The following is a 16,956-nucleotide window of genomic DNA, read 5'->3' on the forward strand; positions in this document are numbered from 1 at the left end:
TTAATTAAATTCACATTAAAGAGATTTATTGTTCTCTGTACTCGGCTATCACTTGGCTTTAAGTATAAATACCTAAATATAAAATTCAGTACTAAAACTGTGATTTACAGTGTTTTAATTCTGTAGTTTTACATCGTAATATTACAAAAGGTGGAGCTCAGAAACCACTTTAAAAACGAGGCGGATTCTGAAAAGCCAAACGAGTAAGAAACAAAACTAAAAAAATCATGGCAGAATTTAAATTTAGCGAAGAAGCAATTTCGCACGCATTAGAAGCAGCAAAAAGATCTCACGAAGACAGTCAGGCAAACCGTCGTTCATCAGGTGCAGATTCAGACTTAAGTCTTGCAAATGCAAGCGCAGGATATCTTCTTGTAACAGCAGAATGTATCTCCATTACCGTTGAAAACAACAAAGTTTGCATCAACCTACCATTAGGTTTTGGTAAATACTGTTTCAGCATCCCGTTGAGTATTCCAAACGGAACTGCTGGTCAGGCATGTTTGTCTATATGTACAACTTGGGGAATTCCAACAGGAATCAGAGTTACAATCATTATAGGAGGAATTACAATTATCAGCCAGTCATTCGGAAAATGCTAATCGGCAAATACACGAATTAAAATAAAAGTCCGTCTTACATACTTTGTGAGGCGGATTTGTTTTTTATAAAGCTATTGGAAATACAAAACTATTGCGAAGAATATATGTATTCATCGTGTGATTGATCATTAAATTTTTAACTTTGACGGCTTAAAAACTAATATAATATCTGAAACATCATTTTAAAATTGAGTTTATGTATAAAATTCTATCTATTTTAGGGCTTTTCATCACTTTCAATACCTTTGCCCAGGAAAACCTGCTGGATACCTCTTATGGCTTAAACAATGGATCTACCGACTTTGCTTTTTATAATGGAAGCCAAATGTCTGGAGGGCTGCAAATTCAAGCGACAACACAACTTCCTGACGGAAAGGTTCTAGCAGTAGGGGTTAATTTTATTGCCCGTTTTACTTCCAATGGTGTTTTAGATACTTCGTTTTCCAATGGAACCGGATATAAACTGTTTTCTCAGAAAAACTATGGGCGTATAAAACCTGCAGGTGATGGTAATTATATCATCATGGATATAGGATTTGGAGGAATACAAAAAATAGATGAAAACGGAAATTTTATAAGCAGCTTTACTCCTTATACTCAGTCTGCCTCCTATGCTGATATGGATATCGATCAGAATGGGAGAATCTACCTTCTGAAATATACGACTTCCAATTCAGGATCAGACTACAGCCTTGTTCGCTTTTTACCAGATGGTACTCAGGATTCTTCTTTCGGAAACGGAGGAACATTGGCTTTAGGCTTTACTTATCGATACCGAAAAGTAGTAGTCAAGAACAATAATGAAATCTTTATGGTAGGTCAAAAAATGGTTGCGGTAAGTGATCAGAGAATTGTTGTTACAAAACTTCAGTCTGACGGAAGCTTTGACACTTCTTTTGGAACAGCAGGCACTTTCCTGTATTCAGTTGGTCAGAATGTAGATGGCAGCGCTCATTTGATGTTTCTGGATAATGGAAAAATCTTAGGATTCACTTCCGGAAGTATTTGCAATGGAAATAATTGTTTTGGCTTAATTAGCTATCGACTGAATGCCAACGGAACTTTGGATACCACATTTAAGAATACTGGAATAAGCGTCACTCCTGTGCAGTCAGATTCAACTCCTTCAAAAGTTGTGCGTCTGCCGGATAATACATTTATGATCTCCGGAACGGGTTGGTACAATACTTATGCTTTAAAGATGGATGAAAATGGTGATTTGGACAATTCTTTTGGCCTTAATGGTAAAATTATTACTCCACAAATGCTTAACAAGACTGTATATAGTCAAGGATTTGAGTTATATGGGAATTCTATCGTATTATTCGGGGTTTATTCAATTTGGTACAACTGGCAAACACAATATGTGGGGACAGCCCGTAAATACTTCTTTAATACAAACAGTCTGAAAACTTCAGAAGTAGAATTCAAGAGTGCTAAGCTGTACCCAAATCCTGCTAAAGATTTTCTAAATTTCGTATCCAATGAAAAAATACTGAGTTATGATATTTATGATCTGAATGGCAGAAAAATAATGCATTCGAAAGCTCAATTGTCAGAAGGGAAAATTGATGTGACGAGTTTACATTCTGGGGTGTATTTTATTGGTCTTCAATCTGAAAAAGGAAAATCTGTTTCAAAGTTTACAAAAAAGTAATTTAGAAAAAACTCTATATCTTTCCAAAAGTCTTCTTCCTGGAAGGCTTTTTTTGTATGTTTGTTATATCAAGTAATTAATCAATCATCACATTTCAAATAAAAATATGGATTTTGAAGACTTTATTATTTCACCAAGAAATTTCAAGTCAGAAAGCTGGCAGATAGGGAACCGCATTACAAAAGATATTAAAGAAGACAGTATTGTGCTCCTTTTTATATCCGATTACAGAGGTGCTGGCGGAGATGCAGAAGTACAGGATTTCACATCCGTAAGAACCGAATTTTACAAGCTTTCGCAGCTGGACTTTGAAATTCCCATTGTAGACCTAGGCGATTTGGTATCAGGAAGATCGGTTCAGGATACTCACTATATTTTGCAGGAAGTTCTTTCTGCGTGTCATTACAAAAGAGCCCTTCCGGTGATTATTGGTGGCTCCAATGATTTTGCTTTCTCCCTTTTTTCTGCACTGAATTTTCATCAGAAAAGCATTAACTATACACAAATCAGCAATATTATCTCTCTTCAACAGGGAGAAACCATCAATGAACATACTTTTTTAAGTAAAATTTTTGGAGCGAAGAATTTCTCCATTAAAAATTACCATCACTTGGGATATCAGAAACATTTAAACGAAATGGATTCGGTAAGGCTCATCAAAGAAGTGGAATTTGATATCATCCGTTTGGCTGAAATGATGAATTCTACCGAAAAAACAGAACCTTTCTTCAGAAAAGCAGAACTGGTTACTGTAAATTGTGATGCGATTGAAAGCTTTAGCGAACCTTTTTCCATGAATCCACAGGTAAACGGATTGAATAGGAGAGAAGTCTGTGCTTACATGAAAGAAATAGGACTGAGCGAAAATCTAAAATCTGTAGGAATTTTTAATTATAATATTTATTCTGAAAACCAGTTAAACCATCAGCTTCTTGCACAAATGCTCTGGTATTTGATTGAAGGAATTAATATCCAGCAATCACATCCTAAAGAAAGACACTATGAAGTGTTTTATGTTCTGATAGATGACAGACAACATGCATTCAAGCGTGATACTTTCAGTAATTTGTGGTATTTTGGTGATGATGAAAATATAGATAATTGCATTCCCTGCTCAAGACGAGATTTTGATGATGCGAAAAAAGGCTGGTTGAATGCAAGATTGACGAAATTTTAATGTATGACAAACGTTCCCTCAAAAGTTTCCATCATTGTTCCCGTTTATAATGTCGAAAATTATTTGACAAAATGCCTGGACTCTCTGGTTAACCAAAGCCTTCAGGATATCGAAATTCTTGTAGTGAATGATGGAAGCAAAGACCAATCTGATGAAATTATCAAACATTTTGAACAGAAATATCCTGAGAAAATAAAAGCCTTTTCTAAAGAAAACGGAGGTTTGAGCGATGCCCGTAACTTTGGAATAGACCATGCTACCGGAGATTATATTGGTTTTGTAGACAGTGATGACTACGTACAAGAAACTATGTTTGAAGAAATGTATCTTCTGGCAGAAAAGTATCAGACCAAAATGGTAATCTGCAATATTCAGAAAGTAGATGAAAAAGGAAAGGTAACTCAAAAACTGACTCAGCTTCCCAATATGCCTGAGAAAATTGCTCTTGATGAGCTTTTTTCTGTTTTTTCTGATGTAAGCTATTTCGCATGCAACAAATTATTTAAGAAAGAACTTTTTGATCATAAAAGGTTTAAAAGAGGGGTTCATTTTGAAGATATTCAACTGATCCCCCAACTTTTATTGGAATGTGATGCTGTTGCTCAGACACAGAATTTCCATTATCAATACTTTGAACGTACAGATTCTATCACAAAAACACATACAGAGAAAGGTCTTGATATGCTTAAAGCCGTAAAAGACGTTGAGCTCAGTTTTGAGAAATCTCAATATTCCTACAAAAAAGCAGAACTGAAAAATTTTCAGATTTTTGAAGGAGTATATTCCTTTCTGGCATATATAGCCTTTGTGAAAAATGAAGAATTGTTCTATAAAATGTCTGAGGAGCTGGCTGTTTTTATGAAAGAAAGACAGATAAAAATTCAAGATATATTGACGTATAATCGTTTTGGTAAGAATTATCTTTTATCTTTGCCCTTGAAGAAAAAGATTTTTTATCTCTTATTTTTTGCGGGGCAGAAAAAACTGATAAGAAAATTAATATAAACACAAATGTAAGTGCTATTGTTTCGGCCAATAGAAAATGATGATGAGCCTGTTCTTTTATATGGCTGCACAGTCTTTTTTTGAAGAGAACAAGTACTGGATAAGAAAAGAATGAAAAATTTTGAATTGTTCTTAAGCGCATCGGGGATACCTATTTTCTATATAAAAATAGGTTTAGGTTTTGTATTCTCCTTTTTAATTACTTTTTTCTCCGTTCCTACCATCGTAAAGATTTCAAGAAGAAAGAATCTTATGGATGAACCTGGAATAAGAAGTTCGCACCTTAGAAAAATTCCCAATCTGGGAGGAATTGCTATTTTTTACTCCATAGGAATATGTACGTCTATTTTTGCCTACGAACTTTTTGATCTGTATAAGTTTTTATTTGCATCGCTTATTATTCTGCTGTATGTAGGAGTAATGGACGACATTGTTGTGATGCGGGCTTATAAAAAGCTTGTTGCTCAGATCCTGGTATCTTCCCTCGTTGTGATCGGCTCAGATATAAGAATCAGGAGTCTTTTTGGGATATTCGGAGTCTATGAGCTGGGATATTTTGTGAGTGTAGTATTTAGTATTGTTACCTTTATTATTCTGATCAATGCATTTAACCTTATTGATGGGATAGATGGTCTTGCAGGGGGATATTCTGTAATTTGCAGTGCTCTGTTTGGGATCAGCTATTATCGTTTGGGAGAATATAATTACCCTTTGGTTGTACTTTCCGTAATCATTATAGGAACGGTATTGGCCTTTCTGTACTATAACCTTTCAAACTACAGAACTAATAAAATATTTATGGGAGACACGGGTTCTATGCTGTTGGGCTTTTTGCTGGCTTTTACCTCTATTTGTTTTATTGATATTTTTATTGATAAAAAATTGATGAATGTACCCAGATATCATTTACAGTCGGCACCGGTAGTTGCAGTAGCAATCCTTATTCTTCCGATTGTAGATACCCTGAATGTTATTATAGTAAGGCTTTATAATAAGAAATCTCCATTTGATGCGGATAAGAATCACATCCATCACAAATTGCTGAAACTTGACCTTACTCATAGAAGGTCTACTTTTTATATCATCCTTTATTATCTGATGATTGTAGGAATTGCCTATTATTTAAGACACATTGATATTAATTTATTATTATTGGTAGTTATTACATTAGGTTTTTCTGGTGCTTATCTGCCAGATTTGCTATATAAATTAAGAAATAACAAAAATTAACAATTAAATATTACTTTTGTAAACAATATTCAAATATGATGAAGAACTTTAAGTATTTATTTTTAATATTCCCTTTTTTAATTACCTCATGTATCACAACAAAGGATGTAAGGTACTTGCAGCCAAGTGAAAGCCTGGTGATTAACGAAGAGGGTCTTGTTCCCTACAATATTCCCGTCTACAGGATTACCAAAAATGATATCCTTAACCTTAATATTGTCACAACTCCCAAAGGAGATGCTGCACAATTTTATTCATCTTACAACACCTCTGGAGGGTCAAGCTCTAATGGGGTGATGAGTACAGCCGCTTCTGGTGCAGGATCGTCGGCTGGGATGAGAGGGGGAAATATCAACTTCTATTTTAATGGCTTGAAAGTTGACACCAATGGTGAAATCAACGTTTTTGGAATAGGATACATCAAGGCAGAAGGAAGAACCCTGGACGATGTTACAAAAGAAATACAGGAAAAAGTAAATGAAAACTTCCAGGAAGGTAAATCTGAAGTAAGACTGAATACAGACGGTATTACCTACTATATCCTTGGAGATGTTGAAACTACAGGCCTTTCCGGTGAAAAAGTTGCTCATAAAAATACACTTACCATTACCGAAGCATTAGCTATTAATGGAGGACTGAACAGAACCATCGATAAAAAAGAGATTGTTATCCACAGAAAACTTCCTGAAGGAATCAAAATAGCCAAAATAGACCTTACCCGTGAAGATCTGATGAATTCTCCTTACTATTACGTACAAAACGGAGACGAGATTTACCTGAACACAAGAGCGAAAAGCTTAAACGGATTCGGAAAAGACCCTATTCAGACTCTGGTTACAGGAGTTTCTGCAATTACTACAGCGTTGTCTATTTATTTACTTCTTAAAAATCTTTAATCATGATTCCAGGAAAAGACACGCAAGTAGCAAAAAACGATGCTCAGAAAGAAAAGTTTGGCACGTTTGCATTGTTTGATATCGAGCATTTTTTAAGAAGAATACTTAAGAACTGGTATTGGTTTGTTTTCATGCTGTTTATTGGGTATTCCATTTCTTGGGTATACAGTAAATATTATGCACAAAGCATATATGCCTCAAATCTCTCGTTGAGTATTTCCAACAATACTTCCAGCTATTTTACCCCAAACCAGTCGATCAACTTTATCTGGGGACAGGGCGGAAATCAGGATGGAATCTACCTGAAGAAAATGCTTCTTTCAAGGTCTCACAATGAATTTTTGGTGAAAGAACTAGACCTTTTTGTTAATTATTCTACCAAAGGAGTTATCAAATCTACTTATTTGGATAAGAGTGATTCACCCATCTTTCTTGAAATTGATAAAAAGCACCTTCAGCAGATCAATTATCCTATTACTTTATTACCGAAAGGAAACAATTCTTATGAGGTAGTATTACCGGAAGAAGGGCAGTCTACCAATCTTTATAGCTACGAAGTTGAAGGGTTTCAGAATATTAATGCTTATCACAGACCTGCCAACAAAATTATTAAGGTTAACGAGTGGTATACTTCTCCCAATCTGAGATTTAAGCTCGTAGCAAACCCGGAAGCCACTAATATTAAATTAAGCAATATTATTATCAGTTTAGGTTCTGTAAACCAAACTGTTAATGATATCGTTTCAACCATAGGAGTAGAATTTGATAAAGAAATCTCTACCATTATGATCATTACCAAAAAAGGATTTAACCTAAACAACACGGTAAACTTCCTGAATAAATCGGTAAATGAATTACAGAAAAAAAGACTTGAAGATAAGAATACTGTTAACAAAAATACAGAAGCTTATTTACAAGGAAATCTTGATAATATCCGTAAAAAACTGGATTCCAGTGCAGCCGTTCTGAATTATTTAAAAACATCAGAAAAACTGTATAATATCAAAAACAGAGACGAAAGAGCTTTAGATAAAATCAAGGATCTTGAAGCAAGAAAAGCGGATATCCTAAGCAAACTAAGCTCGCTGAATAATATCAGAAATACCCTGCAGTCTCAGAATTTTGATAAAATGATCGCTACCAATGCAGCTGGTTTTGAAGATGGCTTTTTTACAGCTACTGTTACAGAACTTAAAGCTTTGTATGCTAAAAGACAGGAAATGGCTTCCATCTATAAGCCTAGCTCAGAGCCGATGAAGGAGATCAACAGACTTATCAATGAGGCAAAAATGGGATCATCAAACAGCTTGAGAAACTATTATACCAAATATAATGATGAGATCGGCAAAATTGATCATGAAGTAGCAACAGCCAATTCAGATCTGGCCACATTCCCGGATAAGGAAAGAAGATATCTTGACGCCGAAAGAGGCTATAATATGATTGAAGCTACTTACAACAGTCTATTGGGAAGACAGAACGAAACCCAAATGAATGTTGCAACCAATAAATCTGATATTACAGTCATTGACCCGGCGAAGAATTTAGGACAAGGCCCTATTGGTCCTAATGTTAAACTGGCAAAAACAGCCATTATTTCAGGGATGCTTCTATTACCGTTATTATTTATTCTGATAGGAGAAGTATTGGATAATAAGATCAGAAACATCAAAGAATTACTGAGCGCAACCAAAATTCCTCTTCTTGGAGTAATCGGAAACAACAGTAACGAAAATATGCTTACGGTGTTGGAGCAGCCAAAATCATCCGTATCAGAAGCATTCAGAGGAATAAGAGCCAATATGAGGTTCTTGATGACTAATGAAGATGAAAAAGGAAAAGTAATCCTCATCACATCATCCATTGGGGGAGAAGGGAAAACCTATATTTCCATCAACCTGGCTTCAGTAATAGGATTAAGTGATAAAAAAACAATTCTTCTTGGAATGGACCTTAGAAAACCTAAGATCTTTGGAGATTTTAATATTGATAATAAATATGGTATATCCAACTATCTTACAGGAGAAGTAAACATAGATCAGATTATCAACAAAACAAAAATCCCAAATCTTGATGTGGCGACTTCAGGACCTATTCCGCCAAACCCTTCAGAACTTTTAATGAGCCAGAGAAACATTAAATTCATCGAAGAGTTGAAAGAGAAATATGACTTCATTATTATAGATTCACCACCAGTAGGTTTAGTAGCGGATTCTTATGAACTTATGAAACATTCGGATGCTAACATCTACGTGGTACGTCATGAGTATACAGAAAAGTATATGCTGAAAATGATTACAGAGAAATATCATAATGATGAAATCAGTCATTTTGGACTTATTTATAATGATTACAATACAAAACAGGGATATGGTTATGGCTACGGTTACGGATATGGTTACGGATATGGCTATGGCTATTTTGATGAAGATAAAAATTATAAAGAGCCTCTATTGATCAGAGTCAGAAACAGAATTCAGAGATTCTTCAATAAAAAATAAAGCATTAAACCCTCATTTAATGGGGGTTTTTTCATACTTCATGTATTTTCATAGTATGAAAAAAAGAATATTTTTGACACTTTGCCGTTTACTTTATAACAAATTATGTTTTTTTGTTTATTTTTAACTAAACATTAAGATTATCATTAATATAAAAATGTTTTATATTTGCAAAAATTAAATTTTAAAATAACCATAAATCCATATTCTTTTATGAATAAAAAATTATTGTTTAGCTTCCTTGCCTTCCTTGGAGTGGTAAGTGTTAAAGCACAAAGAAACGAATTGGGGGTTCGTCTAGGTATGAGTAACCTAGTGGGAGATGTAGGAAGGACAAATTATATTTTACAGAAGCCGTTGGATTTAAACAGAGTGTCAGATTGGGGCATCCCATTTTATGGAGGATTGTTATACAGATTTAATTTTAATCCGCACCAAACCATTAGATTGGATGTAGGCTACAACCAAGTCCAGTTTAGTGATAAAGCGGCAAAAGAAGACTATAGAAGAAATAGAAACTCATACGGGAAAAACAATGTATATGAGACAAGCTTAATGTTTGAATATAACTTTTTCCCTGTGAATAATGAGCAGATAAGTATGTTGAGCCCTTACATTTTTGGAGGTATTGGTGCTTTAATGTTTGATGCACCCAAAGCTACTTTAGTCAATGACTTTAGAAGGGATGCTGATGGGGTAGCAATGGCTCCTATCAATGAATTGGACTTTAATACTACTGCCAGCTACTCATTAGGGAAAAAAATAACCATGCATATCCCTTTTGGTGTAGGTTTAAAATATAAATTCAACCATTCGTGGGCTATATTTGCAGAAGCAACATTTAGATATACCCTGACGGATCAGTTGGATCACAGCAAAATTCTTTCCAAAGATGTAAAAACATCTTTTAATGCAGATATTTTAGACCCCGCTACAGGTGGATCTTTACTGCAGTCAGGAAATTATTATGCAGTATCTCAGGAAAGAGAAAAAGAGTTTATTAAAAAGAGAAATATTGGAGATGACAGATCTAATGACTGGATGAATACTTTCAGTCTAGGCCTGACATATTCGTTCGGAAGACCTCCATGTTATTGTGAATAATATGTCGTTGATTAAAGAAAAAATAAATTCTGAGAATTTACCAAAACACGTAGCCATCATTATGGATGGTAATGGAAGATGGGCAAAATCTCGTGGCGAAGAAAGAAGTTTCGGTCACAAAAATGCCATTAATGCAGTAAGAAATGCCATTAATGCCTGTAATGAGATTCATATCCCCTATTTAACACTGTATACATTCTCTTCAGAAAATTGGAGCCGTCCAACAGAAGAAGTGAATACCCTTATGAATTTGCTTGTAGAAACTCTACTGCTTGAAGCAGAAGAAATTTTCAGCAAAGGATTAAGGATGCACGTTATAGGAAATCTGGAAAAATTGCCCACTTTAGTAAGAGAACAATTGGAACGTGTGGTAGAGCTTACAAAAGAAAACACAAAAGGAAACCTTGTATTGGCAATAAGCTACGGCTCTCAGAATGAAATTTTAAATGCCGTAAAGAATATAAGTTCCGATGTAAAAGAAGGAAAAGTAGACGTAGAAAATATTGACGAAAAATTATTCGAAGACTACCTTTACACCAAAGATTTTCCTCCTGTGGATCTGTTGATCAGAACCAGTGGAGAGATTAGAATCAGTAACTTCCTTCTTTGGCAGATTGCTTATGCAGAATTACAGTTTTTAAATATTCTATGGCCGGATTTCACTAAAGATATTTTCTTCCAATGTATTGTTGATTATCAAAACAAAGAAAGAAGATACGGACTCACCGGCGAGCAGATACAAGGCCAATAAATTTAAAGAAAAGAAAGACTCGATAAAATGAAGTTTAGACTATTACCCATCATTATGTTTGCTGCTTCTGCACATTTTTATGGACAAGTAACTCCACAAGACAGCACAAAAGTAAATAATGCTGTACACGCAGGAAATGAGGCAGGCACTTATACACTTAAAGACATCGTTGTAGATGGGGTAAAAAAATATACACCAGCTCAGATCTTAAGATTTACAGGCTTGACCAAAGGAGAGAGCGTAGACATTCCGGGACAGAAAATCAGCAATGCTGTGAAAAAGCTTTGGGATACCCAATCCTTTTCTGAAGTGGAAGTTTATGTTCAAAGCATTGAAGGTCAAACTGTCGTTTTGAAATTTTACCTGGAAGACCTTAAAGAACTTGGAGAAGTTAAATTCAAAGGAAAAGGAATCGGTAAATCTAAAAATGAAAAACTGGCAAAAGACAACAATCTGAAGCCGGGAACAAAGATCACTCAGAACTTGGTTTCAAGTCTTAAAGCCAATGTTCCGAAAGACTATATCAAAAAAGGTTTTGCAGATGCTAAAATCACTATTGAAGATAAAGTAAATGCTGGAGATCCTTCTTTAGTAGACTGGACAATCAATGTAGATAAAGGTAAAAGAATCAAAATCGATCATATTGAGTTCGAAGGAAACGAAACTGTTTCAGACAAAAAGCTTAGAAATAAAGCTTTTAAAGAAACCAAACAGAAACGTTTTGGGATCGGAGGAATCTTGAAGTCTTCAAAATTCATTGAAGATAAATATCAGGAAGATAAACAGAGTCTTATCAACTACTATAACTCCCTGGGATATAGAGACGCGAAAATCGTTTCAGATTCTGTGTGGAGAAACAAAAGAAACAACTACGAGATCAATGTAAAACTTAACGAGGGTAAACAATATTACATCGGAGACATTACGTTTACCGGAAATACTGTATACGCTACGGAATATTTACAGAGACTATTAGGATATAAGAAAGGAGATATCTACGATGCAGTAGGATTCAACAAAAAAGTTGGTGAAGACGGTGGTAAAGAAGATGATTCAGATATCAAATCCGTGTATATGAACAACGGATACCTTTTCTCCAATGTTACACCTGTTGAAAAATCGGTGAACGGGAATGCTGTAAACCTTGAAGTAAGAATCAACGAAGGTGAACAAGCTACCTGGAATAAAGTAACATGGCAAGGGAACACAACAACCCATGACCACGTAATTCTTAGAGCACTAAGAACAAAACCGGGAGAATTATTCAAGAAAACTGAAATCAAAAGAACCTATTTTGATTTGGCAGGGATGCAGTTCTTTGATCCACAACAGGTAGGTCAGGATATCCAGCCAAACCAACAGGATAATACGGTAGATATCAACTGGAAGCTTGTTGAAAAAGGATCTTCTCAGGTACAGTTACAGGCAGGTTACGGTGGTAACAGCTTTATCGGAACCCTTGGTCTTACGTTCAATAACTTCTCTTTGAGAAACTTCCTTAAGTTTAAAGACTTCAAACCAGTGCCGCAAGGAGACGGGCAAACCTTCTCTGTTCAGGTTCAGGCAGGACAATACTTCCAGAACTATGGTGTTTCATTTACTGAACCATGGTTATTCGGAACAAGAGCTACTGCACTTTCTGTAAGTTTAAATAACTCTAGGGTTAGGTATACAGATTCTTACGGTACGGCACAGAAGCTTAATATTTTCTCCGCATCAGCTGGTTTAAACAGATTATTGAACTGGCCGGATGATTATTTCTCACTGTACACAGGACTTCAGTTCCAGAAGTATGACTTCAACAACTATCCTTTCCAGTTTGGAAATACAACAGAAAATAATGGTACTGCCAATAACTTTAGTATCAACCTTGGATTGAGCAGAAACTCAGCGGGTATTGACCCTATCTTCCCGACAATGGGATCCAATGTGGAATTATCAGCAAAACTGACACCTCCATATTCACTGTTTAAGAAAAAAGACTATGCTAACATGTCTCCACTTGACAAATATAAGTGGATGGAATTCTACAAAATCAAGTTCAAAGCCGACGTTTATAATGAGATCGTAGGAAAACTTGTATTGAGATCATCTGCAGAGATGGGATTCATGGACGGATATAACAGCAACTTGGGAGCTCCGCCTTTTGAAAGATTCTATATGGGGGGAACCGGACTTTTCGGTGGTAGATATGATGGTAGAGAATTGGTTCCTTTAAGAGGGTATGAAAATGCAAGTACAGAAGGAGGTCAGCCGGAAGATATTACGCAAACCGGAGGGGGAACAATCTATAACAGATTTACTTTAGAATTGAGATACCCGATTTCAATGAGCCAGACAGCTAAAATCTATGCATTGACATTTGCAGAAGGTGGTAACGTATGGAATTCATGGAGTTCTTATAGCCCATTCCAGCTGAAAAGATCGGTAGGGGTCGGAGTAAGAGTATACATGGGAGCATTTGGATTGATCGGATTTGACTTCGCATTTGGACTTGATAAAACAATTTCAGGAGAGAAATCTGGTGGAAAAACCCACTTCTTGATGAACCAAACATTATAATGATAAACATGAAAAACTTTAAAGTAACTTTCACATTCGTAATGCTTCTTATTTTTGGATTCAGCAATGCCCAGAAAATAGGAGTAGTGGATACTAATGAGATCTTGAACAAAATGCCTCAGTACAAAGAAGCAGAAGCAAGACTCAATTCACAAATTGATACCTGGCAGTCGGAACTTCAGAACCTGCAGTCAGAATACGAACGTAAGAAAGCTGCTTTTGAAAGTGAAAAAGTATTATTAATAGGAGATCAGCTTAAACTTAGAGAAAAAGAAGTTGTTGATCTTGATAAAAATATCAAAACCACTACCAGCCTAAGATTTGGTTCCAATGGTGAGATTACCAAACTGAGAACAAATCTTGTTGTTCCGTTCCAGGATCAGATCTGGGGAGCCATCAAAACCATGGCGGAAAAAAATGGATTGGGCATGGTTCTTGATAAAAGCAATAACATTAGTGTTATTTTTCTTCAGGGAAAATATGATTATACAGAAAAAGTATTAACAATCCTGCTTAAAGGAACCGAAAAGAAAGATAAAACCACTAAAAGTAAAAAGTAATTTTTTATCAATTAACTTTTACTTAAATTTAAAATCTAAAAACAAATTAAATTATTTATTTTACCAGTTATGAAAAAATTAAGTGTATTATTTGCAGCAGTAATGATGGTTGTATCGGTAGGTATGGCAAAAGCTCAAAAAATTGCTACTTTAGATGTAATAGGAGTTCTTAATGCAATGCCGGAGAAAAAGAAAGCAGATGCTGATCTTAAAACATTCTTAGATACAAAACAAGCAGAAATCAAGAAAAAAGCTGACGCTGGACAAGCTAAATTAAAGCAATATACTGAAGAAGCTCCCAAGAAAACTGCAGACGAAAACAAAGCTAGAGAAGCTGAATTACAAAAAATTCAGGAAGAAATAGCTCAAATGCAAGATAAAGCTCAAAAAGATCTACAAGCGAAACAAGAAGTAGCTTTTGGACCAATTGAGAAAAAACTAAACGATGCTGTAGATAAAGTATCTAAAGCTAACGGTTACGAATACGTTATGGATGCAAATTCACCTGCGTTCCTTTACAAAGCGGGAGCAGATGCTACACCAGCTGTAAAGAAAGAATTAGGAATTCAGTAATTTCAGCAAATTAACAAAGATTTATAAAACTAACCACCTCTTTTAGAGGTGGTTTTTTTATTTTTGCGGAATGGAAAAAGAAGTATCAACAACGGTAAAAGTTAGGTTTAGTGATTGTGATCCGATCGGACATTTGAATAATGTAAAATATCTGGATTATATGTTCAATGCAAGAGAAGATCATGTAGAAACATTTTACGGATTTACCTATGAAGAATATACTAAGCAGACTGGCTGTACCTGGATTGCAATTCAAAATGAGATTGCTTATATAAAAGAAGTAAGATACAATACCCAGGTGGTGATCAGTAGCAAAACCATCGATGTACAGGACAGAACCGCTAAAGTGGAAATTCTGATGAAAAGTTTAGATGAGAAAACCATTCACGCTGTACTTTGGGTAACTGTTATTTATTTCAATGTTAAAACAAGAAAATCAGAAGTTCATCCTGAAGATATAAAGCAGATATTCGATAAATTCTACGTAGATTTAATCCAGAAGGATTTCCAGGCAAGAGTAAAATTTCTAAGATCCCAAAATGCAAAAAATTCTTAATGATCATCGTTTCATAAAGAAGATTTTGATAATTAAAATTAATAATATTTAAATGAAAAAAATAGCAGTAATAGGAAGTAACGGACAGTTAGGAAACTGTATCAGAAAAATTGCTCCGGACTTTGAACATCAATATGAGTTTATATTTACAGACTCTTCCATATTAGATGTTACCAACGAAGAGCAGGTTAATGATTTCTTTTATGATAACAAGCCCGATTACTGTATCAATGCCTCTGCCTATACAGCGGTAGACCTTGCAGAAACTGAAAAAGAAAAAGCTTTTGCGGTAAACGCAGAGGGAGTCGCTCACCTGGCACAGGCTGCTGCAGATTATAAATCAACACTTATTCATGTTTCCACAGATTATGTTTTTGATGGAACCACCAACCTGCCTTATGCTGAAGATGATTTTACCAATCCAATAGGAGTATATGGAGAGTCTAAAAGAAAAGGAGAAGAGCTTGCCCTGGAAATAAATCCTCACACGATTATTTTGAGAACTTCTTGGCTTTACTCTGAATTCAACAAGAATTTTGTTAAAACAATGTTGAATCTGTTCTCCCAAAAAACAGAATTGGGAATTGTAGCAGACCAGTTCGGGCAACCCACCAATGCTAACGATCTTGCAGAAGCAATAATGGACATCATTCAGGCCCCAGTGAAATCGTATGGAATCTTCCATTTTTCAAACTACCCCGAAACTACATGGTTCGAGTTTGCCAAAAAAATTGCAGAATTCTCCAAATCTTCAATTCAACTGAACCCATTAACAACAGAGCAATATCCAACCCCGGCTAAAAGACCTGTCAGAAGTACAATGTCTTTAGATAAAATAGAACAAGCTTACAAGATAGAACCGAAACATTGGGAAAACAGCCTTGAAGAATGCGTTGATATCCTCTCACAACATTAATATATATGAAGAATATAGCAATTATACTTTCCTTAATAGGTACCCAGCTTTGGAGCGCACAGAATGTATACCTGAGTAAGGTTGAGAAAACGAATGACAACTCAGACAAATTCTTTTATAGAAAAGGAGAATCATCTTCAGAGGCTGTCTATTTAGGAGAAGCTGAAGTACAGGGGTTTTCTAAAGATGACGCTCTTGTATTCTCAATGATTTATAAAAAGGCGAAAGAAATTGGGGCAAATACTTTTACCTTAAAACCTTTCGAAAACATCGATGGAACTCCCCAGCCATTCAATCCTTCCAATTATAAAATTGCTTTATACTATACTCCTAAAGAAAAATTGGATGCCCAGCACGGAGAGATGTATATATTTGCTTCCTCAGAAAAAGATCAGAAGATCAGCATTAACAGAAAAGACTACAACGTTCCACCAAGATCCTTTTTCAGATTAAAAATGGTTCCAGGAGAAGTATATACTATCTCTACAAAGAAATTATTAGGTTCTACAATAAAAATTCAGCCTAAAGCAGGAGATGATAATGTCTATTTTCAGATTTCCGCTCTAAAAGTTAAGTCCGACACATCAGGTGTAGGTGGTTTGAATCTCAAATCTGGAGATATTATCGGCCTGGAGAAGTCTTATGCTGAGTTTTTAAGTACAATCTATAAAGAGGAACACCCTAAATAATCACTATTAAATACTGATTACTATTTTTCTCCTTTATATAAATACTTTGAATATAGGTTTTATATGAAATTTTTCATTTTGTTTATCAGCTGTTTAAGGAATTAATATTACTTCAAGATGAATTTTATGTTAAATAAACTTGTTTTGCGTTGCTATAAGTTGTTATCTTTGCCGCAC

Annotated in this window: 15 protein-coding genes; all 15 read left to right on the forward strand. The window is 35.2% G+C overall.

The window, feature by feature from the left end:
* Positions 1 to 227 precede the first annotated feature (227 nt).
* The 15 genes from ACL9RH_RS20755 to ACL9RH_RS20825 all read left to right on the forward strand — a co-directional run bounded on the left by ACL9RH_RS20755 (position 228) and on the right by ACL9RH_RS20825 (position 16,779).
* Positions 228 to 602 (forward strand): hypothetical protein, encoded by a 375-nt coding sequence (locus tag ACL9RH_RS20755; protein ID WP_309434149.1) that lies wholly within the window; start codon positions 228 to 230, stop codon positions 600 to 602.
* Between the two features lie 196 nt (positions 603 to 798).
* Positions 799 to 2,259 carry a T9SS type A sorting domain-containing protein gene (locus tag ACL9RH_RS20760; RefSeq protein ID WP_422695243.1) on the forward strand — a complete coding sequence of 487 codons (1,461 nt, stop codon included), beginning with the start codon at positions 799 to 801 and terminating at the stop codon, positions 2,257 to 2,259.
* Between the two features lie 106 nt (positions 2,260 to 2,365).
* Positions 2,366 to 3,436, forward strand: coding sequence for a formimidoylglutamase (locus tag ACL9RH_RS20765; RefSeq protein WP_422695244.1), 1,071 nt, complete (start codon positions 2,366 to 2,368; stop codon positions 3,434 to 3,436).
* A gap of 3 nt (positions 3,437 to 3,439) precedes the next feature.
* Positions 3,440 to 4,441 carry a glycosyltransferase family 2 protein gene (locus tag ACL9RH_RS20770; RefSeq protein WP_422695245.1) on the forward strand — a complete coding sequence of 334 codons (1,002 nt, stop codon included), beginning with the start codon at positions 3,440 to 3,442 and terminating at the stop codon, positions 4,439 to 4,441.
* 111 nt (positions 4,442 to 4,552) lie between these two features.
* Positions 4,553 to 5,671: a glycosyltransferase family 4 protein gene (locus ACL9RH_RS20775; RefSeq protein WP_422695246.1), complete on the forward strand. Its 1,119-nt coding sequence runs from the start codon at positions 4,553 to 4,555 to the stop codon at positions 5,669 to 5,671.
* 35 nt (positions 5,672 to 5,706) lie between these two features.
* Positions 5,707 to 6,567 carry a polysaccharide biosynthesis/export family protein gene (locus tag ACL9RH_RS20780; protein WP_422695247.1) on the forward strand — a complete coding sequence of 287 codons (861 nt, stop codon included), beginning with the start codon at positions 5,707 to 5,709 and terminating at the stop codon, positions 6,565 to 6,567.
* Between the two features lie 2 nt (positions 6,568 to 6,569).
* Positions 6,570 to 9,068, forward strand: a complete 2,499-nt coding sequence (locus tag ACL9RH_RS20785; protein WP_422695248.1) for a polysaccharide biosynthesis tyrosine autokinase — start codon at positions 6,570 to 6,572, stop codon at positions 9,066 to 9,068.
* A gap of 213 nt (positions 9,069 to 9,281) precedes the next feature.
* Positions 9,282 to 10,172 (forward strand): DUF6089 family protein, encoded by an 891-nt coding sequence (locus tag ACL9RH_RS20790; protein ID WP_422695249.1) that lies wholly within the window; start codon positions 9,282 to 9,284, stop codon positions 10,170 to 10,172.
* Between the two features lies 1 nt (position 10,173).
* A complete protein-coding gene (locus tag ACL9RH_RS20795) occupies positions 10,174 to 10,923 on the forward strand; it encodes an isoprenyl transferase (protein ID WP_422695250.1) in 750 nt (249 codons plus the stop codon).
* Positions 10,924 to 10,950: 27 nt separating this feature from the next.
* Entirely contained in the window at positions 10,951 to 13,485 is a 2,535-nt protein-coding gene (gene bamA / locus ACL9RH_RS20800) for an outer membrane protein assembly factor BamA (protein ID WP_422695251.1), read from the forward strand.
* Between the two features lie 8 nt (positions 13,486 to 13,493).
* Complete coding sequence (locus ACL9RH_RS20805) at positions 13,494 to 14,045, forward strand: OmpH family outer membrane protein (RefSeq protein ID WP_422695252.1); 552 nt, start codon at positions 13,494 to 13,496, stop codon at positions 14,043 to 14,045.
* 69 nt (positions 14,046 to 14,114) lie between these two features.
* Positions 14,115 to 14,618, forward strand: a complete 504-nt coding sequence (locus ACL9RH_RS20810; protein ID WP_422695253.1) for an OmpH family outer membrane protein — start codon at positions 14,115 to 14,117, stop codon at positions 14,616 to 14,618.
* A gap of 70 nt (positions 14,619 to 14,688) precedes the next feature.
* Complete coding sequence (locus tag ACL9RH_RS20815; protein WP_422695254.1) at positions 14,689 to 15,174, forward strand: acyl-CoA thioesterase; 486 nt, start codon at positions 14,689 to 14,691, stop codon at positions 15,172 to 15,174.
* Positions 15,175 to 15,226: 52 nt separating this feature from the next.
* Entirely contained in the window at positions 15,227 to 16,090 is an 864-nt protein-coding gene (gene rfbD, locus ACL9RH_RS20820; protein ID WP_422695255.1) for a dTDP-4-dehydrorhamnose reductase, read from the forward strand.
* A gap of 5 nt (positions 16,091 to 16,095) precedes the next feature.
* On the forward strand, positions 16,096 to 16,779 hold the full coding sequence (locus ACL9RH_RS20825; protein WP_422695256.1) for a hypothetical protein: 684 nt from the start codon (positions 16,096 to 16,098) through the stop codon (positions 16,777 to 16,779).
* The last annotated feature ends 177 nt before the right edge of the window (positions 16,780 to 16,956 follow it).

The sequence above is a fragment of the Chryseobacterium sp. Mn2064 genome (assembly GCF_049319685.1).
Classification (GTDB): Bacteria; Bacteroidota; Bacteroidia; order Flavobacteriales; family Weeksellaceae; genus Chryseobacterium.